The sequence below is a fragment of the Nitrospirillum karajorum genome, assembly GCF_036348415.1.
GTDB classification, from domain to species: Bacteria; Pseudomonadota; Alphaproteobacteria; order Azospirillales; family Azospirillaceae; genus Nitrospirillum; species Nitrospirillum amazonense_B.
This window is the reverse complement of sequence record NZ_JAZBQB010000001.1, coordinates 1,374,519-1,396,262: the sequence shown is the minus strand read 5'-3', so window position 1 is coordinate 1,396,262 and position 21,744 is coordinate 1,374,519. Positions and strand designations below refer to the sequence as shown.

General features: G+C 69.1%; 20 protein-coding genes. 4 read left to right on the top strand and 16 right to left on the bottom strand.

All coding sequences use genetic code 11. The features are described from left to right. Nucleotides 1-4: 4 nt before the first annotated feature. The 10 genes from UCD39_RS06110 to UCD39_RS06065 all read right to left on the bottom strand — a co-directional run bounded on the left by UCD39_RS06110 (nucleotide 5) and on the right by UCD39_RS06065 (nucleotide 11,070). Nucleotides 5-1,354 (bottom strand): efflux transporter outer membrane subunit, encoded by a 1,350-nt coding sequence (locus tag UCD39_RS06110; RefSeq protein ID WP_330495497.1) that lies wholly within the window; start codon nucleotides 1,352-1,354, stop codon nucleotides 5-7. A 248-nt stretch (nucleotides 1,355-1,602) separates the two neighbouring features. Next, nucleotides 1,603-2,532 (bottom strand): DUF2268 domain-containing putative Zn-dependent protease, encoded by a 930-nt coding sequence (locus UCD39_RS06105; protein WP_330495166.1) that lies wholly within the window; start codon nucleotides 2,530-2,532, stop codon nucleotides 1,603-1,605. Nucleotides 2,533-2,632: 100 nt separating this feature from the next. Further along, the gene (locus tag UCD39_RS06100) at nucleotides 2,633-3,298 is read right to left on the bottom strand and encodes a glutathione S-transferase family protein (RefSeq protein ID WP_330495165.1); all 666 of its coding nucleotides are present in this window, start codon (nucleotides 3,296-3,298) and stop codon (nucleotides 2,633-2,635) included. Nucleotides 3,299-3,395: 97 nt separating this feature from the next. After that, entirely contained in the window at nucleotides 3,396-3,785 is a 390-nt protein-coding gene (locus UCD39_RS06095; protein WP_330495164.1) for a C-glycoside deglycosidase beta subunit domain-containing protein, read from the bottom strand. A 57-nt stretch (nucleotides 3,786-3,842) separates the two neighbouring features. Continuing rightward, the gene (locus tag UCD39_RS06090) at nucleotides 3,843-4,847 is read right to left on the bottom strand and encodes a sugar phosphate isomerase/epimerase family protein (RefSeq protein ID WP_330495163.1); all 1,005 of its coding nucleotides are present in this window, start codon (nucleotides 4,845-4,847) and stop codon (nucleotides 3,843-3,845) included. Nucleotides 4,848-4,875: 28 nt separating this feature from the next. Next, nucleotides 4,876-6,102: an MFS transporter gene (locus UCD39_RS06085; protein ID WP_330495162.1), complete on the bottom strand. Its 1,227-nt coding sequence runs from the start codon at nucleotides 6,100-6,102 to the stop codon at nucleotides 4,876-4,878. Nucleotides 6,103-6,287: 185 nt separating this feature from the next. Beyond that, entirely contained in the window at nucleotides 6,288-7,790 is a 1,503-nt protein-coding gene (locus UCD39_RS06080; RefSeq protein ID WP_330495161.1) for an MFS transporter, read from the bottom strand. A gap of 152 nt (nucleotides 7,791-7,942) precedes the next feature. Then, nucleotides 7,943-9,655 carry a GMC oxidoreductase gene (locus UCD39_RS06075; protein ID WP_330495160.1) on the bottom strand — a complete coding sequence of 571 codons (1,713 nt, stop codon included), beginning with the start codon at nucleotides 9,653-9,655 and terminating at the stop codon, nucleotides 7,943-7,945. After that, the gene (locus UCD39_RS06070) at nucleotides 9,652-10,260 is read right to left on the bottom strand and encodes a gluconate 2-dehydrogenase subunit 3 family protein (RefSeq protein WP_330495159.1); all 609 of its coding nucleotides are present in this window, start codon (nucleotides 10,258-10,260) and stop codon (nucleotides 9,652-9,654) included. Before UCD39_RS06070 ends, UCD39_RS06075 begins: the two co-directional genes overlap by 4 nt. 174 nt (nucleotides 10,261-10,434) lie before the next feature. Continuing rightward, on the bottom strand, nucleotides 10,435-11,070 hold the full coding sequence (locus UCD39_RS06065; protein WP_330495158.1) for a TetR/AcrR family transcriptional regulator: 636 nt from the start codon (nucleotides 11,068-11,070) through the stop codon (nucleotides 10,435-10,437). Nucleotides 11,071-11,344: 274 nt separating this feature from the next. Between UCD39_RS06065 and UCD39_RS06060 the strand changes: the two genes are divergently transcribed. Genes UCD39_RS06060 through UCD39_RS06050 form a run of 3 tightly spaced genes read left to right on the top strand, consistent with a single transcriptional unit; the run spans nucleotide 11,345 to nucleotide 15,465 of the window. Then, on the top strand, nucleotides 11,345-12,451 hold the full coding sequence (locus UCD39_RS06060; RefSeq protein WP_330495157.1) for an LLM class flavin-dependent oxidoreductase: 1,107 nt from the start codon (nucleotides 11,345-11,347) through the stop codon (nucleotides 12,449-12,451). Continuing rightward, nucleotides 12,451-13,020, top strand: a complete 570-nt coding sequence (locus UCD39_RS06055) for an NADPH-dependent FMN reductase (protein WP_330495155.1) — start codon at nucleotides 12,451-12,453, stop codon at nucleotides 13,018-13,020. The genes UCD39_RS06060 and UCD39_RS06055 overlap by 1 nt, the downstream gene beginning before the upstream one ends. 24 nt (nucleotides 13,021-13,044) lie before the next feature. Beyond that, complete coding sequence (locus tag UCD39_RS06050; protein ID WP_330495154.1) at nucleotides 13,045-15,465, top strand: glycoside hydrolase family 3 protein; 2,421 nt, start codon at nucleotides 13,045-13,047, stop codon at nucleotides 15,463-15,465. A 74-nt stretch (nucleotides 15,466-15,539) separates the two neighbouring features. On the opposite strand, the gene UCD39_RS06045 is transcribed toward UCD39_RS06050, so the two are convergent. From UCD39_RS06045 to UCD39_RS06035, 3 genes are read right to left on the bottom strand one after another with little or no spacing between them, the layout of a single operon-like run. Next, nucleotides 15,540-16,520, bottom strand: coding sequence for a sugar phosphate isomerase/epimerase family protein (locus UCD39_RS06045; RefSeq protein ID WP_330495153.1), 981 nt, complete (start codon nucleotides 16,518-16,520; stop codon nucleotides 15,540-15,542). A 20-nt stretch (nucleotides 16,521-16,540) separates the two neighbouring features. Further along, a complete protein-coding gene (locus UCD39_RS06040) occupies nucleotides 16,541-17,593 on the bottom strand; it encodes a sugar phosphate isomerase/epimerase family protein (protein ID WP_330495152.1) in 1,053 nt (350 codons plus the stop codon). Between the two features lie 34 nt (nucleotides 17,594-17,627). Continuing rightward, on the bottom strand, nucleotides 17,628-18,755 hold the full coding sequence (locus UCD39_RS06035; RefSeq protein ID WP_330495151.1) for a Gfo/Idh/MocA family protein: 1,128 nt from the start codon (nucleotides 18,753-18,755) through the stop codon (nucleotides 17,628-17,630). Between the two features lie 125 nt (nucleotides 18,756-18,880). Between UCD39_RS06035 and UCD39_RS06030 the strand changes: the two genes are divergently transcribed. Next, nucleotides 18,881-19,888, top strand: a complete 1,008-nt coding sequence (locus UCD39_RS06030) for a LacI family DNA-binding transcriptional regulator (RefSeq protein ID WP_330495150.1) — start codon at nucleotides 18,881-18,883, stop codon at nucleotides 19,886-19,888. On the opposite strand, the gene UCD39_RS06025 is transcribed toward UCD39_RS06030, so the two are convergent. From UCD39_RS06025 to UCD39_RS06015, 3 genes are read right to left on the bottom strand one after another with little or no spacing between them, the layout of a single operon-like run. Continuing rightward, nucleotides 19,885-20,361, bottom strand: a complete 477-nt coding sequence (locus UCD39_RS06025) for a hypothetical protein (protein ID WP_330495149.1) — start codon at nucleotides 20,359-20,361, stop codon at nucleotides 19,885-19,887. The two genes, UCD39_RS06030 and UCD39_RS06025, sit on opposite strands and share 4 nt — an antisense overlap. Beyond that, nucleotides 20,358-21,209, bottom strand: coding sequence for an FAD:protein FMN transferase (locus UCD39_RS06020; protein WP_330495148.1), 852 nt, complete (start codon nucleotides 21,207-21,209; stop codon nucleotides 20,358-20,360). Before UCD39_RS06020 ends, UCD39_RS06025 begins: the two co-directional genes overlap by 4 nt. Then, the gene (locus UCD39_RS06015) at nucleotides 21,190-21,711 is read right to left on the bottom strand and encodes an FMN-binding protein (RefSeq protein ID WP_330495147.1); all 522 of its coding nucleotides are present in this window, start codon (nucleotides 21,709-21,711) and stop codon (nucleotides 21,190-21,192) included. Before UCD39_RS06015 ends, UCD39_RS06020 begins: the two co-directional genes overlap by 20 nt. Nucleotides 21,712-21,744: the final 33 nt, after the last annotated feature.

Here is a 21,744-nt window from a genome sequence, read left to right as displayed (position 1 = left end):
GATGTCAGCTCTGCTTCCAGCCGCCGCCCAGGGCGTTGTACAAACCGACCAAGGCCTGCAGGCGGGCATAGCGGGCCTGGACCAAGGCATCGTTGGCGGTGAACAAGGCGGTTTCCGTATTCAGCACCGTCAGGACGGTAATGGTGCCGGCGGCCAGTTGCGCCTGCGCCAGCTCATAGGCGTGGCGGGCCGTGGCCGTCGCCTGCTCCTGCCGCGCCAACTGCTCCGTCGTCTCGCGCACGGCGGTCAGCGAGTCCTCCACGTTTGAGAAGGCGGAGCGGACGGCCTTGCGGTATGTGGCCACCAGCTCGTCATAGCGGGCCTGGGTGTTGGCGTACTGCCCCTCCAGCGCCCCGCCCTGGAAGATGGGCTGGGTCAGACCGGCGGCCAGGGAGAAGAGGGCGCTGCCCGGATCGAACAGACGCGACAGGGCGGTGCTGGCATAGCCACCCGACGCCGTCAGGTCGATGGCCGGGAAGAAGGCGGCGCGGGCCACGGTGATGTTGGCGTTGGCGGCGCGCAGTTGTGCCTCCGCCTGGGCCACGTCGGGCCGGCGGGCCAGCAGATCGGACGGCAGGCCCGGCGTCACGGCGGGCAGCGACAGCTTGGCCAGGGTGTCGCCCTCCGCCAAGTCCATCGCCTCCGGCATCTGGCCCAGCAGGATGGCCAGGGCATGCACCGACTGGCGGTATTGCTGACGCAGCGGCGGCACCTTGGCGCTAAGGGTTGAGACGGTGGTTTCCTGTTGCGCCACGTCCAGCGCCGTGGCGATGCCGGCGTCGGCCTGGCGGCGCAGGCCATCCAGGGTGGCCTGGGCGTTGGCCAGGTTATCTTCCGCCACCTGCACCTGTTCCCGCAGTTCCAGGGCCTGGAAATAGCTGGTGGCGACACTGCTCAAAACCGTCAGGCGAACCGTTTCGAGATCGTAACGGCTGGCGTCGGCGGTGGCGAGGGCGGCGGTGGCGGTCGCCCGGTTCTTGCCCCAGAAATCCAGTTCGTAACTGGCGCTCAGGCTCAGGCTATGCGCCGTGGAGGTCTGGGCCACGCCGGAGCTTTTGGCCCGCTGGTGGTCGATGTCGGCGCTGGCCCCCACGCTGGGCAGCAGGGCGGCGCCGGCCACCTGGGCCTGAGCGTCGGCCTCGCGCACCCGGGCCATGGCGGCGGCCAGGTCATCGTTGGCCGTCTGCGCCTGGGCGATGTAGGCGTCCAGTTGGGCGGAACCGAAGCCCTTCCACCAATCGGCGGCCGGCCAGACGGATGCGCCCGCCTTGGGCGCGGCCTCCTGCCATGCCGCCGGTGGCGGGGCGGCGGGGCGCTGGTAATCCGGCCCCACGGAACAGCCGGCCAGCGCCAGCGCGGCGGCACCCGCCAGCCAGAACCGCTTGCGGAACCGGGGGGCGCGAGGGAGAGGGGGGAGGATATCGGCAGCATCATCCAGGTCAGGGGCAGGTCAGGGGCAGGTCGCGGGAGGCCAAGGGTTTGTGCACCTTGGGCGGAACGCTAACGCCGGCGGGATTTAGCCAGCGTGGGCGATTTATTAACTTTGCTTAATCTGAGCCGCCGGGACGCCGCGTCGGCACCTGCCCCCTTACTCCCGGCACCTCACTTCGGCAGCGGCACTTTCTCAGGTAGGGACATGCCCGGCGTCCAGCCGCTGTCCGCCAGGAAGGCCTTCGCGGTGCCGGCGTCGATGGTCAGGATACGGGCGATGGCCTGGCGCTTGTCCTTGGCGTGGACGTAAAAGGCCTTGGCGATGCGGTAGCCCACCCAGTAGGCGAGATCCCCGGGGCGATCGTCCGTGCCGACTCCATTGTAAAGCCAGGCTTTCAGGTCGGTCTTGTCCTGGTCGGCGGCGAATTGGATCTCAATCTCCTTTTCGCGCCCCCTGGCCCAGTTCTTCAGCCGGACATAGCCGACATCGCCGGAGATCAATTCGGCCAGGAACTCCGCCCCACCCTCGATCAGGGTGGGGAACAGCAGCGTGGGATGCTCCGGCTCCGCCCGCGCCGCCGGCTGCTGCACATGCACATATTCATGCGCCACCAGATGAACGAAGCGGTCCTCGGGGTTGGGGTCCATCCAACTGGCGCCGCACAGCGCCTCCAGCCCCACCAGCACGCCGGACGCGCTGGTGGTGCCACCGGTGTTGCCCTGCCCCACCAGGATGGTGATGGGCGGGAATTGGGCCGGGGGATACAGCTGGCCCAGGCGGGGCAGGGCCTGGGCCAGGCGCCGCTTCACCGCTGGCAGCACGTCCAGGCAGGTCTTGGCGTCCGCGAACATCCGGGGATGTTTTTCGATGGCGGCCGCCAGGGATTCGCCCGACAGGTGGCGCAGGTCCACGAACTGACGCAACCCGTCGCTGCCGTGATCCAGGTATCCCTGCAAGGCGGCCGCGGAGGGTACGCCCCCGCCGGCGTCATAGACGCGATAGAAGTCGATGACGTCCTGGATGCGGATCTCGGGGGCCGCCGCCCGCGCCGGGCCTGCCAGGACCAACAATCCCGCCACCGCCCAGGTCCAGAAGCGCATGTCCATCCTCCCCTCTTGGCCCACCCCTGCTGGCCAGCCGCTTCTGGCCCCTGCCTTTGTTGGCGGCGATGATGGGTGCCCGCGGCATGGCGCGCAAGCCTCACGGCACGCCGGGCCCTATGACATGGGCGGTGAAGCCCGGCCGCACCGCCAGCCGGTTCAGCCAGGCATCAACCGCAGGGCAATGGGCATGGTCCATAGGGGTCAGGCGCCAGCGGTTGGCGGATAGCGCCAGAACAATGTCGGCCAAGGTGAAGGCGGGGCCGGTGACATGCGCGCCGGTTCGCGCCAGGTGCCGGTCCAGCAGGACCATGGCCTTGTTCCAGGCGGTCACGCTGGCCGCGATCTCATCGGCGTGGGTGAAGCCCGGCATCCGGCGCACCAGGGCCAGGTAGGCATAGCGCCAAGCGGGATTGAGGTCGCCGACCTGCCAATCCATCCACTGCTCCACCACCGCCCGGGCGCGCGGCGCCGTGGGCAGCAGGTCGTCGCGGCCCGCCGCCGTGGCCAGGTAGCGGCAGATGGTGTTGGACTGCCACAGCACCCGCCGCAGGGCCCCCTCGCCTTCAATCAGCACCGGGAACTGGCCGTTGGGGTTGAGGGCCAGCAGCTCATCCCGCCGGCGGATGGCCGCCTCCCCCACCCAGTCGCTGTCGAAGTGATGGTCCAGGCCGATTTCGGCACAGGTCCACAGCACCTTGCGCACGTTGATGGACGTGGCGCGGCCGATGACCGTGGGTTTGCCAGACAGGGGAGCTTGGGACATAGGGCAGTCTCCGAGAACAGGGGCACGCCGGCCAATCTTCCCCCGAAACCCGCCGCACGCATGGCCTATGTTGTCCCCCGGACAATAAAAAGCCTCATCACGCGATGATCAGCGTCTTGGCGTCCCTGGTGGTCGGCTCGAACGGCAGGTAGGAAATGCGCAGGCGTTCCGCCAGTTCCACCGTATGGGCGCCCGGTGCCAGGCCGCCGGGCGTCAGCACGCGGATCTCCGCCACCTCACCGAAGTTCCAGCGGTCCCCGTATTCCGCCTCCATCTCATCCAGGGTCCAGCTGCGGCCGCGCACGCTGAAACGGATGGCCTCGCGCGGGTAGGCTTGGCCGTCCACGGCCACCGCGATCTCCTCCACCATGGACAGGCCCAGGCCCCGATAATAGGGCAGCCGGGCGCCGAAGGCGAAGCCCACCACCTGGCCGCCTTCCTCCACGTTGCGGAAGCCGTCCTCGCAGATCATGTATTTGTCGAACATCGTGTATTCCTTTTTCCTCTCAAACGCCGGGCGCTGCCGCCCGGCATGCCGGCAAGGTCAGGCGGCGTGCGCGGCGGGCTTCGGCGACAGCAGACGTTCGAACATGGCCTGCTGGCGGCGCACCTGTTCCACGCTGTCGACGGGGAAGGCGTCCTCGACCCAGCGGTTCCCCTCGTACTCGCTGCACAAGTAGCCCTGGTAGCCACCCTCGACCAGCACGGGGATGATCTCCTCATACGGAATGCTGGGCTCCACCAGGTCCGCCGTCATTTCATAGAACTTGGCGTGGATGTTGTGGATGCGGTGCATGAACTCCAGCATGCGGCGCGGATTGGCGTAAAGGTTGTGGCGCAAGGTGGTGACCATGGCCATGGCGGCGGGGCCAGCCTTCATCTTCTCCACGTCGTTGATGACATATTCCGCCAGCGTGCGGGCCTCGTAGGCCTGCTCGATATAGTCTGCGACCTTTTCCGGGCAGCCCTGGCGGATGAAGCGTTCCTTCCACACGCGGGGAAAGCGCTTCACGAAGATGCCCATGTCGGGCAGGAAGCCCAAATGGGCCGACCCCAGCTTTTCCATCACCTCATAATGGCGCTGGATCCAGGGGTGGTCGAAGTGCAGGGGCGCGTGCACCTCGATCAGCACCTTCACGCCCTTCTCCTCGGCATAGGGCGCCACCGCCGCCAGGACTTCCGGGCTGATGCTGACCAGCGCGCGGGTGAAGGGGCAGCCCAGGCGGGCGGCATGGGCGATGTCCACCTTCATGGACGCCACCTGCTCCTCGAACGGCATCAGGCGGCCCTTGTACTTTTTATAGTCCAGCATCAGGTCGTGGCAGACCGGGGTGGTGCCGTACTTGTCCATCAGGGCGTGCCAATGGTCGTACGTCGCGTCCGGCAGCGGCGCGGGATAGCCCCAGAACGATTGCTCGCTGACGACCTCGATGCCCAAGGCGCCCATGCGGGCTGATGCGGCTATCACGTCCTCAAGCGTCATTTTCTGAAGGTAGGTCTCTTCCTGGTAGCTATAGAGGCTGACGCCCCGTTTGATGGCAGTGGCCATGATGGCGGATCTTTCCCGTAGGTGTGGATCAGGCGGAGGATTTGGCCCGGAAGGCCAGGATGGCGGCGATGGCAGCCCCGGCCAGCGCGATGCCCCCCATGACGACGAAGGCCGATTGCACCGTGCCGGTGCCGGCGATGCCCTTGGCCAGCGCAACGAAGAAGGGGCTGGTGAACTGGCCCAGGAAGAAGCAGGACGACCACACGCCCATGCCCCGGCCGCGATGTTCGAACGGCAGCTCGCTCTGCGCCCACGCCACCAGGGTGGGTATGGTCATGCCGGCGCCCATCTGCTGGATGACCAGCAGGGCCACCATGGTGGCGGGGTCATGGGCCAAGCCGATGCCGGTGAGGCCGATGCCCAGCATGCCGAGGAACATCAGAATCTGAAGCGCCGTGCCCCGTGCGCCGACGGCACCGAAGATCAGGGCCCCCACCGGCACCGCCAGGCTGGCCAGCGAGATGTACCGCCCCGCCGCCGCCGGATCGGCCACGCCCACCTCACGGAAGGCCAGGCCGCCCTGGACGATGAAGACATAGTAGAGGGAGGAGGCGAACAAGGTGGCGGCGCCGAAGATCACCACCGCCTTCAAGGGAAAGGGCGCCCGGCCTGACGGCGCGGTCGTCCCGGGCGCCACAGCCCCCACAGCCGGGCTCCCCACCCCTGGGGCATCGCCCGCCGGCTCGAAAATGTAGGCGTACATGCCCAGGAAGATCGGGATGGCGCTAAGGTAGATGAGGAAAGAGGTGTTCCAGCCGATGACCGTGAGGGCGCCCGACCCCGCAATGACCAGACTGGCGAGCGCCGGCCCGGCCATGCCCTGCAGCATCAGCAGCCGGCGCCGGCCCACCGGCGTGAAGTAATCGGCGATGAGGGTGTTGACGATGGTGAGGATCGCGGCCTCCGCCACGCCCAAGGCCAGACGGCTGGCGATGATGGCCTTAAGGCTGTCCAGGAAGTAGGGCGCCACCCCCACCGCCCCGTAGAGCAGGGCGGCACCCACCAGCAACGGCCGGCGGCCATAGCGGTCGACCAGCATGCCGGCGAAGGGCGACAAGAGCGCGATGGACAGGCCCGGCGCCGTGACCAGCAGCGTGACCAAGAGCGAGGCGTCGGCCCCGATCTGACCCACCGCCCGGAAATGGTCCAGGATGATGGGCACCGCCGGGGTCAGCGACACGATGGCCAGGATGGGCAGGAAGCCCGCCAGCACCAGGACGACCCCCTGGGCCCATCCGGCTTGGCGCGCTGCCATGGGGCGCGCTGCCATGGGGCGCGCTGCCATGGGGCGCGCCGCTGCGGGGTGTGCCGCCGGGGGGGACTGCCCGGAGGAGACCGCCGCCAGCGCGGCCGGCGGTGTCAGGTCAGTTGCCATTCTTGCCCTCCCTCGATGCCGCGCGGGCGACATCCATTGTTGGTTTTTCGCGATGTGTTGAACGGTCAGACATGGAAGGCCCCGGCGCCGGTGCCGAGGTGGCGGGGAAGCCGGAGGCTGAAAAGACCGGCCACCAGCAGCGCCGCCGCCGTCAGGACGGCGGCCCCGCCGAAGGCGTTGAGATAGGCGGCGGCCGTGCGCGGGTCCGCCAAACGGAAGAACACCAGGCCGACGAGGGCCACGCCCAAGGCCGAACCCAGTTGCTGCGTGGCGTTGACCACGCCGGCGGCGGCCCCCGCGTGGCGGGGATCGGTTTGCACCAGGGTCAAGGGGGTCAGGGCGGCGGCCACCAGCCCCATGCCGATGCCCGCCACAAGGAACGCCGCCAGCAGGGGCGGCAGGCCGCCGTTGACGACACCGCCCTCCGCGACACCGCCCCCTACCCCACCCAAGGCGCCCCACAGGGCCGGCAGTGACGCCGCCATGACCAGGCACCCGGCGGTCACCGTGTAGCGGCCGGCGCGCAGGATCAGGCGGCGGCCCAACACGCTGATACCGATGCTGGCGCCCACGGCGAAAGGCACGTGGATCAGCGCGGCACCCGTCGGCGTGAAGCCCAGCCCCTCCTGTAGACTCAAGGTCGTCACCAGGAAGAAGCCGCCCATGGCGACCTGGAAGGCGACCAGCACGATCAGGCCGACGCTGAAGGCCCGGTCACGGAACAGGGCCGGCACCAGCAGGGCGGAGCCGACGCGGCGGATGCGCCGCCGCACATGCCAGGCGAACAGGGCCAGCAACGGCAGGGTGGCGGCCAGAGACGCCATACACCAGGCGGGCCAGCCGGAGTCACGGCCCTGGATCAGCGGCAGGAGCAGGGCGGACAGGGCCACGGCCAACAGCACCGTGCCCGTCCAGTCGGCCCGACCCGGGTGGGGGGAGCGCCCGGCGGGCAGCACCGGCAGCCCCAGCGCCATCCCCAGCACACCCACCGGCAGGTTCAGCAGGAAGACCGGTCGCCAGCCCAGGCCGAACAGGTCGGCGTCAATGAGGAAGCCGCCCAGAATGGGGCCCAGCACCGCCGACAGGCCGCCAAGCACGCCGAACAGGGCCATGACCGCCACCCGCTGGTCGGCCGGGTAGAGGATCTGCGTGAGCGCCAACACCTGCGGCACCATCAGCGCCGCCGACAGGCCCTGTAGCAGCCGCGCGGCCACCAGCGTTTCCGGCCCCGTGGCCAGACCGCACAGGGCCGAGGCGATGGTGAAACCGGCGACGCCGCCCAGGAAGATTCGGCGATAGCCATAGAGATCGCCCAGGCGGCCGCCCGTGATCAGCAACACGGCGAACGCCATGGAATAGCCTGCCACCAGCCATTGGACCGCCGCTGGTCCGGCACCCAGGCTCTGCCGAATGGCCGGCACCGCCACGTTCACAATCGTGGTGTCCACCAGGTCCATGACGAAGGCGATGGCCACCACCGCCACGGCCAGCAGCCGCCGGCGCGGCGACAGGGCTGTCACCGCGGTCAGGGCCGAGGCGGCAGGCGGCGGGGAGACGGGTTCGCTCATCCCGCCCCCATCCGCGCCAGGGGGCTGCCGCTTTTCGGCAAGGAACGGATCCTGAGGCATAGGGTTCGAGCACTCATGTATAGAATAAGTATTCTTATTCTATTTTTGGTTAAGCCAGCCGCCGGCGGAGGGCGCGGTTGCGACGGGCATGGTTACAAGGCCCCTGATTTCAGCTTGGACACCGCCGCCTCGCAGGCCCGCGCCGTCAAGGCCATGTAGGTCAGCGACGGGTTCTGGCAGGCGCTGGAGGCCATGGCGGCGCCATCGGTGACGAACAGGTTGGCGACGTCGTGCGCCTGGTTATGGGCGTTCAGGACGGAAGTCTTGGGATCGGCCCCCATGCGGGCGCCCCCCATCTCATGGATGGCGGAACCGCCGGGACCTGGCTGGTCCAAGGAAACCAGCATCCTGCCGCCCGCCGCCGTCAGCATGGCCGTGGCCTCCCGCGCGGCGTCGGCCAACGCGGCGCGCTCATTGTCACCGTGGCGGAACTCGATGCGTTGCAAGGGCGCGCCGTGCGGGTCGGTCCGCGCCGTGTCCAGGGTGATACGGTTTTCCGCGCGCGGCAGGCTTTCGGCGAAGGCGACGAAGATCATGCGCCACGGGCCGGGGCCACGTAGGCCATTCTTGAACTCCGCCCCGATACCCGCCTGGTGCCGGCCGCGCACCCAGGCGCTTTGCAGCGCCCCGCCCTGGAAGGAATAGCCCCGGGTGAAGCCCTGGCCGTCCCGGGTTTCCAGGTTGCGGAAGCGCGGCACGATGATGCCGTTGGGCCGGTTGCCGAAGGTGGTGTGACCCTCGAACCCCGGCATCAGCGCCACGCCGGACAGGGAGGTCGCATGATCCATGATGTAGCGGCCCAGCACGCCACTGCTGTTGGCCAAGCCGTTGGGCTGGTCGGCGGACGCCGAGCGCAACAGCAGGGTGACGCTGTTGAAGGCGCCGGCGCATAGGAAGACCAAGCGGGCGGTGTGGGTGGTCCGCTGCCCCGTCTTCACGTTCAGCACCCGCACGCCGGTGGCGCGGCGGGTGCGGGTGTCATAATCTACCCCCTCCACCAGGCTGTCGGTCATCAGCGTCAGGTTGCCCGTGGCCTGGGCCGCCGGCAGGGTGCTGCTTTGCGTGCTGAAATAAGCGCCGTAAGAGCAGCCGCGGGCACAGATGGACCGGTATTGGCACAACGCCCGCCCCTCGCGCTCCGCCGTCAGGTTGGCGACACGGCCGATGGTGACGCAGCGGCCGGGGTGACTGGCGGCCACGGACTGGCGCACATGCGCCTCCACCACGTTCAGCGCCATGGGCGGGGTGAAACGGCCGTCGGGAAGCTGGGGCAAGCCTTCCTTGGCCCCCGACACGCCGATGAAATCCTCGACATGGTCGTACCAGGGCGCCAGGTCCTTATAGCGGATGGGCCAATCGGTGCCGTGGCCATCGGCCTTGTTGGCACCGAAATCATAGTCGGACCAGCGATAGCACTGCCGCCCCCAGGTCAGCGAGCGGCCGCCCAGCTGATAGCTGCGGTACCAGGTGAAGGGCTGGTCCTCGGGATGGGTGTAGGGGTTCTCGCGGTCATTGACGAAATGGTCTTCCGTCCATTCGTCGAACTCGCGGTTGCCCTTCTGGATGGCGTAATCCTTGGCCCAGCGGGCGGCGTCGCCCAGGCCGCGAAACGGCATTTCCCAGGGCGCCTTGGTCTCGTTGGTGTAGCCGGCGCCATGCTCGATCATGCGCCCGCGTTCCACCATCAGGACCTTCAGCCCCTTCTGCGTCAGTTCCTTGGCGGCCCAGCCGCCGGTGATGCCGGAACCGACGACGATGGCGTCGAACTCCACGGTCTTCGCATCCGTCTTCATGGGCGTGCTCATCCGAAGGCGATCCCCGTCCAGTCGTTGGACCACGCCCGGTCGCCGGCGCGGACGGGCAGGTCCGGGTCCCAGCGGCCGGGCACCAGCTCGTATCGCAGTTCCTGCGTGCCGCCGATTTCCGAGGTGTAGTAGCCGGTAACGATCAGGCCCTTGATGGCCTGCCAGGCGGCGCCGCCGGCATCCGGCGTGCGGGAGGCATAGGCCGCGGCGTCCAGCGCCGCCAGCACCCCCGCCTGACGGTCGGCCGAAAGCTTCAGGAAGGAACCGCCAGCGCGGGCATCCAAGTCGGCCGCCAGCCGCACCAAGGTACCGGCATCGGCACCGGCCAAGCCGTGATCCAGGGCCACGCCCAAGAAAGCGGCGACGCCGGCCCGGAGGGCGCCGGGCGTATCGGTATCGGGAATGACCAGATCGCACAGCCGTTCCCGCAAGGCCGGCAGACCGGCGCCGGGCACGGCGGCGGAAGACGCCACCGTGCCGGCCTTGACCTGCGACCAGATCAGGGGGGCCGCGGCGGCAAGGGTCAGGCCGCCCAGCAGCACGGCACGGCGGCCGGGCGGCGGCTGGGAATTTTCACGGTATGGGGGCGCTACGTCCTCTGTCACGTTCTGAACCCTCCCGGGAGGGCGCCGGTGGAACGTGATCCCCGGCGCCGCCATCGCCTCTCCCCATTTCCCTGGGGCAGCCTTATTCCCGAGAATTAGAACATTAATTCTGAACGGTCAACAGTTGTTCGCGCGAACGATATCAAAAAAAATCGCCCCGGACCCCTGGGCCCATCAGGCGGGTTTGTACTTCAGGAAGCACAGCGCCATGAGGCTGATGTCCGTCTTCAGTTCGGTCCAGTCCCCCTCCCCCGCCACGTTCATGGCGGAGCCGAGGCCCAGGTATCGGGCGTAGGAGGCGTAGGCCATGGCGAAGCAGGCGTGCACCGCCCGTTCCGGTTCTGGATGGTTGATCTCGTTCCGGCGGGACAGCAACAGGGTTTCAAACCGCACCGCCATGCCCTCATGCGAGCGTTTGCCCGTTTGCGCGATGACGGGGTCCACCGGCGCGCGCGCCATGAAAGCCCGCAACAAAGGGCTGTTTTCCTTAAGAAATTCACCAAACTCAGCCAGGACGGCGGGCACCAGCCGATCCAGGCCATAGCCCTGCCAGCGGACGGGATCGGTCACCCGCCGCTCCTTCTCCTCGATCGTCGTAAGCGAGCGGGTCTGCACCGTGCGGATCAGCGCGTCCTTGCTGTCCACCCGGCCGTAGATCGAGCCGATGGAGACACCGGACCGGCGGCTGACCTCATTCAGGGTGAAATCCTCATACCCCCGCTCCTGCAACAGCGCCGTGGCCGCATCCAGCACCCGTTCAAACGATGCGTGGCTGCGATTCTGCTTGGGCGCGCGCGCCGACGTTTCCATCACCTATTCCCCAAAACAAGCACAGGATCACAAAGCATTCCCATCCATCGCCCCATTCTTATTCGCAAGCGCAATCTTTCTGCCCCTTGACGGCGGGCTGTCACCTGACCTACAGAATAATAGAACGATGGTTCTGGTTCTGGATGTCCATGGTAGCACAGGCGTCCGGTTCCCGCGCACGCCAAATCCGGCCCCCTGCCGGCATGGCCTCCCCTTGCCCCATCCATGAAACAACAGCCCGGACACCACCGGGATCGACAGGAGGTTCACCCCCATGCGCTTTTCCGTCTTCCTCGCCGGCCGGTCCCTGGGCCCGCAAGACGACAAGTTCGTCATCGACACGCTGGTGTCCCACGCCAAGGAGGCGGAGGCGTTGGGCTATGACGCCGTGTTCACGCCCGACCATCACTTCACCGGCTATGCCCCCATGGCCAGCGACCCCTTCGTCTTCACCGCCTTCCTGGCGGGACAGCTGAAGCGGGTGCATTTCGGCTTTTCCGTCACCACCGTGCCCCTGCACCACCCCGTGCGTTTCGCGGAACGGGTGAATTTGCTGGACCAGCTGACCGAGGGACGGCTGCTGGTGGGCATCGGCAGCGGCACCACGCCGGAGGAGATGATCGGCTTCGGCGTGAACTACAAGGAAACCAGCCGCATCGCCCAGGAGAACCTGGATATCGCCGAGGCGCTATGGGCCAAGACCACCGACGATCCGGCCGTGGAATTCGACACCGGCCACTACAAGGGCCAGGTGGTGCAGCGCATCGTGCCCGCCCCCTACGGCGACAAGCCGCACGCCCCGTTGATGAGCGTGGCGCTGCGCCCCGGCAGCGCCGACCGCGCGGCGAAGGCCGGTTTCCCCGCCTTCATCCCCGCCTTCACCCCACCCCAGATCGGCGGGCGGGAGCCGCTGGCTCATGTCACCAAATACTTCACCTACTACCGCGACGCCTTGTTGGCCGCCGGCCATGCCCCCGACGTGGTGGCCAAGGCCCTGGCCTGGACCACCCACACCTATCAGTGCGTCCATGTCGCCCCGACCGATGTCCAAGCGCGGGAGGAACTGGAGCTGATCCTGAAGTCCTACCAGGCCGCCGTGGATCGTGAGCTGGTCTACAACAAGCGGGCCGAGGCCATCAGTGACGTGAAAATCCATGAGGCGCCCAACGCCCTGTCGGAAGACTGGATCAGCACCTGGTGCCTGTACGGCAGCCCGGACACCGTGGCCGCCCACCTGCGGGACTATGCCGACCTCGGCATCGGCAACGTGCTGATGAGCTTCACCAACGGCCCGTTGACGGCAGAACGGGACCGGCTGGGCCGCGCCTCCATGCGGCTGTTCGCCGAGCAGGTCATGCCGCGTTTCCGGGAGGGCGAGTGATGCCCGCGCCCCTCATCGTCGGCATCGGCGGCACCACGCGGCCCGGCTCCAGCGGAGAGAGGGCGGTGCGCGCCGCGCTGGGCCGCGCCGAGCGGACCGGCGCCCGCACGCGGATGTTCGGCGGGGCGGAGCTGGCGGCCCTGCCCCACTTCGCGCCGGAGGACAGCAGCCGCACCCCGGCCCAGCGGGCCCTGGTGGAGGCGGTTCGGGCATGCGACGGCCTGGTCATCGGCACCCCCGGCTATCACGGTGGCGTGTCGGGCCTGGTCAAGAACGCGCTGGACCTGCTGGAAGACCTCAGGGACGACAGCCGCCCCTATTTCGAGGGGCGGGCTGTGGGCTGCATCGTCACCGCCGCCGGCTGGCAGGCCTGCGGCGTGACCCTGACCGCCCTGCGCGGCATCGTGCACGCCATGCGCGGCTGGCCCACGCCCCTGGGCGTGACCCTCAACACCAGCGGTGGCGGCCTTTTCGGCCCCGACGGCGCCTGCACCGACATGGCGGCGCAGGCCAACCTGGACATGCTGGCGGACCAGGTCGCGGGCTTCGCCCGCCGCCAGGCCTCGTGACCCACGGAACCGGGGAGAATGCCCGTGACATCGGATGCTATGGACGTGTCGGCCCTGTCCCTGGACGACAAGGCCCGCCTGACCACGGGCGCGGCCATGTGGTCGACGGCCGCCCTGCCGCAAGCGGGCATCCCCCCGGTCAAGATGGCCGACGGGCCCATGGGCATCGCCAGCGGCCGGGTGGATGAGCGCGACGTTTCAACCCTCACTCCTTGCGGAACCGCGCTCGCGGCCAGCTGGGACCCCGCCCTGGTGCGGCGCGTCGGCGCCCTGGTGGGGGAAGAGGCGCGGCGCCTGGGGGTGCAGGCCGTGCTGGCGCCCAACCTGAACCTGCCGCGCAGCCCCCTGGCCGGTCGCGCGTTCGAGATGTTCTCTGAAGACCCGTGGTTGACGGGCGAGATTGGCGCCGCCTGGATCGAGGGCATCCAGAGCCGTGGGGTGGCCGCCGTCGCCAAGCATCTGGTGTGCAACGACAGCGAAACCGAACGCAACGCCATGGACGCGGTGGTGGACGAGCGCACGCTACGCGAGGTCTATCTGCTGCCGTTCGAGCGGGCGGTATCCACCGGCGTCTGGGGCATCCTGGCCGCCTATAACCGCGTCAATGGCACCCATTGCGTGGAGCATCCCCTGTTGCTGCGCGACATTGTGAAAGGGCAATGGGGTTTCGACGGCTTCCTCGTCTCCGACTGGTTCGGCACCTTGGACACGGACGCCAGCGCCATCGCCGGCCTGGACCTGGAGATGCCGCCCATGACCGGCCGCTTCGGCCCCGCGCTGGCCGCGGCGGTGCGCGAGGGCCGGGTGGCGCCGGCCCGCGTCGATGACGCGGCAGCCCGGGTGGCGCGGCTGGCGGCTCGCACCCACGCGGGCGTCGTTTCCCCTCATGAGGACGACGCGCCCGCCCTGCTGACCGAGGCCGCCGCCGCCGGCTTCGTGCTGCTGAAGAATGAGGGCGCCCTGCTGCCCCTGGCGCCACGGCCGGGCCTGACCATCGCCGTCATCGGGCCCAACGCGCTGGCCCCCTGCTACCAGGGCGGTACCTTCGCCAAGATCGCCGTGCGGCCCGACGCCCTGGCACCGCTGGACGCGATCCGCGCCCGCTATGGCCAGGACTGCACCGTGCTGTTCGAGCCGGGCGTGGACCCGCAGCCGCGCCTGCCGGCCATGCCCGTTACCGCCCTGGATGGAACAGGACGCGGCATGACGGTGGAGTATTTCACCAGCCACGACCTGGATCAGGCCCCCAACCGGACGGAGACGCGCGATACCAACAGCCTGACCTGGTTCCACGGCATGGACGGCGCCCCGCCGCTGGACCGGCCGGGAACGGTAAGGGCCAGCGGCCTGCTGACACCCACCCAGGATGGTCCGCATACCTTCCACGTCGGCGGCACCGGACCGGTGCGCCTGCTGCTGGACGGGGTGGAGGTCTTCCGCCGCGACGACGCCGTGCCGCCGTCCGACATCATGGGCGTGCTGAAGGCGGGGGAGGCGGACACCGTCACCCAAGCGCTGGTCGCCGGCCAAGCGGTGCGGGTGGTGGTGGAGTTGCGCTACGCCCCCGCCCGCGCCCACGGCCTGTGGTACGGAGTGCGGGGGCCGGACAACCCGGCGGAACTGCTGGAACGCGCGGTGGCGGCGGCATCCCGGGCCGACACCGTTTTCCTGATCGTGGGAGAGACGCAGGACGCCGGCGTGGAAAGCAAGGACCGGCCGGATACGCGGCTGCCCGCCGGGCAGGCCGAGCTTATCCGCCGCGTGGTCGCCGCCAATCCCAACACCGCCGTCCTGGTCAACGTCGCCCACGCCCTGGACCTGTCCTGGGCCGAGGGGGTGCCGGCCCTGATGATCACCTGGTATCCCGGCGAGATGTTCGGGCCGGCCATCGCGGCGGTGCTGGCTGGCGACCGAGAACCGGGCGGCCGCCTGCCCCTGACCTTCGCCGCCCAGGATGGCGATTACCCCGCCTATGACCTGACGCCGGACGAGGACGGCCGGGTGCGCTATGCCGAGGGCCGGCACATCGGCTACCGCCACTTCGCGGCCCGGGGCTTGGCGCCCTGCCATGGCCTGGGCGAGGGCCTGGGCTACACCACCTTCGCCTATGGCCATCCGGTGGCTGCACCCGCCGCCGATGGCGCCGTGACGATCATGGTACCGGTCCGCAACACCGGCGCCCGGGCGGGCAAGACCGTGGTGCAGGTCTATGTCACCAGCCCGGAGGAGGACGGCACACCCCCCATCCCGCGCCTGCGCGCCATCGCCCCCCTGGTTCTGGCGCCGGGGGCGGAGGCCACCGCCGTGCTGACCCTGGACGCCCGCGCCTTCAGCCATTGGGACGTCGGGCGCCAGGGCTGGCGCACCGCCCCCGGCGGCCACGCCATCAGCGTGGGGCCATCGCTGGCGGCGGCGCGCCCGGCGCACCTCTGGCAGGCGCCCTAAGCCTTATACCCACGGCATTTGATCGTGGCCTCTCAAATGCCGCCCCAGTCGCCGGAGGCGCCGGACAGGATGCGTCACACCGCCAGCTTGGCCAGGTAGTCGGCGCTGAGCCGCGCCGCCTCCAGCCGGGGCAGGGCGAAGGGGGGTTCCTGCTCGACATAGAAGTGGCTGACGCCGCCGGCATGGGCGGCGGGCAGGACGCGGCGCCAGTCCAGGGTACCGGCGCCCACCTCCGTCGGGTCCATCTTCAGCCGGGTGTTGGTGGCGGTGCCGGCCTTCACATCCTTCACATGCATTAGGCGGAAGCGACCGGGATGGGCCTGCAATAGCGCCACCGGATCAAGGCCCGCCGCGGCCACCCAGCCGGCGTCCATCTCCATCTTCACCAGATCCGGATCGGTTTCGGCCAACAGGATGTCGTAGCCGGTGGCCGTGCGGCCCGCCACCGGGGCGAATTCGGGATTATGGTTGTGGTAGGCCAGTTGCAGCCCGGCTTTCTTCAGGGCCGCCCCTTTCTCGTTGAGGAAGGCGGCCTGGGCCTTCCAGTCGTCGGCGGTGAACTGCGACGCGACCCGGGCCAGGAAATCACCGAAGCCTTCACCGGCCTGCATCCCGCCCAGGCGCGCCGGGATGGTGAACATGGGCATGACGATGAACTTCAGCCCGATGGCGTGGGCATCGCGCACCAGCGCGTCCAGGTCGCCGGACAGGCTGGGCGCCGGGCCCCTGCCCTGCGCATTGACATGGGCGCTTTCACACACCAGGCCGGCGGCCTTCAACGCCGCCGCCAAGTCACCCGCGGTATGGCCGTAAAAGCCCGGCAGTTCCACCGCGCGATAACCCATGCCCGCCACCGCCGTCAGCGTGCCGGGCAGGTCCTTATGCGGCAGGTCCCCCAGGGTATAGAGTTGCAGGCCGATGGGCAGGCCGTTGCCCGTGAAGAAGGGCGTGGGAGCGGCGGTGGACAGCCGCGCCAAGCCCAGGCCGGCCAGGGCGGCGGCACCACCGACGAAGGCGCGGCGGCTGGTTCGTGTCGTGATCATTGGGGTGATCATGGGGTTTTCCTCAGCTTGTCTTATAGGCCCAGCAGGGCGCGGTTGCGGGCCGTGTCCACACCGCTGGCGGCAAAATCGTCGAAGGCGCGTTCCGTCACCCGGATGATGTGGTCGCGGATGAAGGGCGCCCCTTCCCGCGCGCCATCCTCGGGATGTTTCAACGCACATTCCCATTCCAGCACGGCCCAGCCGGGATAGTCGTATTGGGCCAACTTGGCGAAGATGGCGCCGAAATCCACCTGCCCATCACCCAGGGAGCGGAAGCGCCCCGGCCGCTCGACCCAGGGCAGATAGCCGCCATAGACGCCGGCGCGGCCATCGGGCCGGAACTCCGCATCCTTCACATGGAAGGCGCGGATACGGGAATGGTAGCGGTCGATGAAGGCCAAGTAGTCCAGCTGCTGCAGAACGAAATGGCTGGGGTCGTAAAGGATGGTGGCGCGGGGATGGTGATCCACCTCCTCCAGGAAGCGTTCGAAGGTGGCGCCGTCGAACAGATCCTCCCCGGGATGCAATTCAAAGCACAGGTCGACGCCGGCGGCATCGAAGGCGTCCAGGATGGGACGCCAGCGCCGGCCCAGCTCGGCGAACGCCTCCTCAACCAACCCGGCGGGGCGCTGCGGCCAGGGGTACATATAGGGCCAGGCCAGGGCGCCGGAGAACGTGGCGTGCGCCGTCAAGCCCAGATTGCGGCTGACGCGGGCCGCCAGCATCAGTTGATTCACCGCCCATTCCTGGCGCGCCGTGCCATTGCCGCGCACCTCCGGCGGGGCGAAGCCGTCGAACAGGGCGTCATAAGCGGGATGGACCGCCACCAGTTGGCCCTGCAAGTGGGTCGACAGCTCGGTCACCACCACCCCCTTCTCCGCCAGGATGCCGGCGAATTCCTGGGCGTAGTCGACGCTTTCCGCGGCCTTTTCCAAATCCAGCAGACCGCTTGGCCCCGTGGGCACCTGCACGCCCTGATACCCCAGGGACGACGCCCAGCCGGCCAAGCCATCCACGGTGTCGAAGGGCGGCGTGTCGCCCGCGAACTGGGCCAGGAAAATGCCGGGGCCCTTGATGGTCTTCATGGTTGTTTTCCTTCCCCGAAAAGCGCTGGCCCCGTCACAGATCAACCCAACCGGCGCCGTTGGCGGCCACGGCGCGGGCGATGAACGCCATGCCGCGCACCCCGTCCTGGATGGTGGGGACCGCCGTGCCGTCGAGATCACCCCCGCTGACGATGATGGCGGCGAAGTCGCGGTAAAGCGTGGCGAAGGCCTCGATGAAGCCCTCGGGATGGCCGGTAGGCAGGCGCGCCGGCCCCTGCCCCGCCGGGCCGAGATAGGGCGATGCCGCGTGCAGCGTCTGGGTGGGGCGGTCCAGCCAGTTGAGGGTCAGCACGTCCGGCCGCTCATGGCACCAATCCAACCCGCCCCGTTCACCATAAACCCGCAGGCGCAGACCGTTGCGGTCCCCCGCCGCCACCTGACTGGCCACCAGCACGCCCGGCACGTCATCGCCGAAGCGCAGCAGGATGTTGCAGTCGTCATCCAGCCGGCGGCCGGGCACCACGCTGTTGAGGTCGGCGTTCAGCCGGGTGACCTTCAGGCCGCTGACGAATTCCGCCATGTTGAAGGCGTGCACGCCGATGTCGCCAATGCAGCCGCCCAGGCCGGACTGCGCCGGATCCGCCCGCCAGGCAGCCTGGGCGTTGTTCGTCTTCTCCACCGCCTCGGACAGCCAGCCCTGGGAATATTCCACCACCACCTTGCGGATGGCGCCCAGGTCACCACGCCGCACGATCGCCCGCGCCTCCCGCACCAGGGCATAGCCGGTGTAGGTGTAGGTCAGGCCATAGGGGCGGCCGGTATCGGCAACCACGCGGGCCAGTTCCTGCGCCTCCTCCAGGGTGGCCGTCGCCGGCTTGTCGCTCAGCACGGGGAAGCCCGCCTCCAGCGCCGCCTTGGCCACCGGAAAGTGCAGATGGTTGGGGGTGACGATGGCCACGAACTGGGCGCCGTCGGGCCGCACCGCCTCCGCCGCCAGCATTTGGCGATAGTCGCCATAGGCCCGCGCCGGGTCGATGCCATAGCCCCGGGCCGCGGCTGCGGACTTGGCCGAGTCCCGGCTAAAGGCCCCTGCCACAAGGCGGATTCGGCCGTCCAGCTCCGCCGCCATGCGATGCACCGGCCCGATGAAGGAGCCGGGGCCCCCACCCACCATGGCCATGCGGATCACGCTGTCGGACATCGCCCCCCCTTTGCGCTCTATTGATGTGCGGCGCAGTTCATGAAATCGATTACATCACTCTAACAGCCGGGCCCCGCCCTCGCAACCCTTGCAGGCGGCGCGGATCAAACGCACCCTCCCATCCCATGCCGACCATTCAAGACGTGGCCCGCCGGGCCCATGTTTCCACCGCCACCGTCTCCCGCGTCCTGAGCACCCCCGAGGTGGTCAGTGAGGCGACGCGTGAACGGGTGATGGCCGCCGTCGAAGCCCTGGGCTATGAGCCCAACTACGCCGCCAAGAGCCTGCGCACCCTGCGCACGGCCAAGATCGTGGTGACGGTGCCCGACATCTCCAACCCCTTTTTCTCCAGCGTCATCCGGGGGGCGGAGGAGGCGGCCCAGGGCGCGGGATATTCGGTACTGCTGGGCGACACCCGCCACAGCACCGAGCGGGAGGAGCAGTACGCCGGCATGCTGCGCCGGAAGGAGGCGGACGGCCTGATCTTCCTGGGCCATCGTCTGCCCGACACATTGGCGGAGTTGATCGGCCGCCAGGGCGCCAAGGCGCCGGTGGTCAACGGCTGCGAGTTCAGCCCCGACCTGGGCGTGTCCAGCGCCCACATCGACAACGCCGCCGCCGCGGCGGAGGCCATGGATCTGCTGTACGGCCTGGGCCACCGCACCATAGGCGTCATCACCGGCCCGCTGGCCAGCCCCCTCAGCCGCGACCGCCTGACCGGCGTGTGGACCGCCGCCGCCCGCCACGGCGCGGAGGCGGGACTGCGCATCGCCACCGGCGACTTCTCCGTGGAATCGGGGGAGCGGGAGGCCGAAAGCCTGCTGGCCGCCGCCAACGCGCCCACGGCCCTATTCTGCTTCAGCGATGAGATGGCCATGGGCGCCCTGGCCGCCGCGCGCCACCGGGGCCGCCGCTGCCCGGACGACTTGTCCCTGGTGGGCTTCGACGACATCCGCTTTGCCCGCTACCTCGATCCGGCACTGACCACGATCAGCCAGCCCATGGAGGATTTAGGGCGGACGGCGGTGGCCCTGCTGCTGGACATCCTGAGCGGCAGGCAGGACGCCCCCCGGTCCGTCACCCTGCCGCACCGTCTGGTCGTGCGCGGCAGTACCGGGCAGGCCCGGTGTTAACGGGCGCGGCTTTTGCGGCCGGCGCGCACATGGATCAGGCAGGCGGCCACGGCAAGGGCCGCCACCACCTGGTGGCCCCAGCTTGCACAGTCATGCCAATCCTCATCGCCGAGGTAGTAGAGACCATAACCGGTCAGGACCAGGACCAGCACGGCGGAGATCAGGCCAACGCCGGAAAGGCGATGGCGTCGTGCCCGCCAGGCAAGGCGCACATGATGCGGCAGGACCGAGCCGAAAGCGACGAGGGCGGCCATGACCGCCCCGCCGTGCAGCTTCATGCACCATGCCTCCGCCGATCGGGCGGCGTGGCCGTCCACCCCGATCAGGCCGCGGCCATAGTGCAGGACCATCCACGCGAGGCCGGTCAGGGCCACCACCAACATGACGCGGTAAAGCCAGTGCCGGTGCCCCCGGCTGAGCCCGAAGGCCGCCCCCCGCACGGTGTGAGCCGGCATGCCGGACTGCGCGGTCATGCCGCCATCCTTCCGTCCAGGCGCACGGCTTGGGCCCGCAGGCCCTCAAGCCAAGCGGGGGTGTCCGTGCCCGCCAACATCACCGCCTTGGTCAGCGCGTCCGCCGTGGCGCAGTCGTCTGCCAGCACGGTGACGCTGGGTCCCACCGGCACGGCATGGCCGTCGCGCGGGTCGACGATGGGCATGACAGGGCCCTTCGCCGTCGGCCGCGCCGCGTAATAGCCGGCACTGGTGGCGACGGCGATATCGCGGAACTCCCCCAAGAGCCAGTGCCGGCCGGGATCGGCGGGATCGCGCACCACAACCGGCTGGGGGGCGTCGCCGAACAGGCGCAGGTCACCGCCGGCGTTCACCGCCCCGGCCCGCACGCCGGCGCGATGCAGGGCCGCCACCGCCTGGTCGACGGCAAATCCCTTGGCGATACCGCCGAGATCCAGAAACAACGGCCGGCCGCTGCGTGCCCTGTCATCGCCCACCACCAAATCGGCGATGCTACCGCCCGTGGCGCCCGCCTCCATCTGGATTGGCAGGAAATCCAGCGCCGCCAGGACGGGCGTCACCGCCGGGTCGAACAGGCCGCCAGTGGCCTGGTGCAGCGCTTGGGCCCGGCGCAACACCGCCACGGTCCACGGGTGCAGGCTGACCGGCTGACGGTGGCCCATCCGGTTCAGGCGCGACAGCTCGCTGTCCGGGTCATGGACGCTCATCAACGCCTGCACCTGGGCGACCGCCGCGAAGGCGGCCGCCAGCGCCGCCTCGACATCCCCCTCACAGGCATCGACGCGTACCTCGACCAGGGTGCCGAGCAAGGGGCGGGCGCGGCGCGCCTCAGGGCTTGAGCGCGACATTCCAGGTGACCAGCAGGCGGCGCACGCCGTCCGTCACATGGCGGGACGACAGGGTGGCGCCGGAGATGTTGGTGATATCCTTGTCCAGTTTGACGGGATTGGCGGCCGTCTTGCCCGTGAACTGCGCCCGCCAATCGTCGCCGCGCACCTCATGGCCGTAGCTTTCCTTGTACTCCAGGATCTCCAGCCCCTGCACCGCGCCCGCCTTGCTGATGGCCAGGGCGATGGTGATGTACTCGTGCTTGCCCAGCACCTCATCGACGATGAAGGTGCCGCCGTCGGCGGCCCGCCAGGCCTGCACCGTCTTGTTGCGCACATCCACGCCGCTCTGGCTTTCGATGGCATCCGCCTGGACACTGGTCAGCGTGACCGGCAACGGCGCCAACGCCTGGCCGGGGAACAGCGCCGCCTGGGCCTGTTCCGTGGTTAGGTAGACGGCGGCCGCCGCCGGCTGGACCAGGACCAGGGCCGGCGCCGCCAAAGCCAACAAGGGCGCGCGCATGGCGGGATACTCCTCTTGGATTTGGGAGGGACG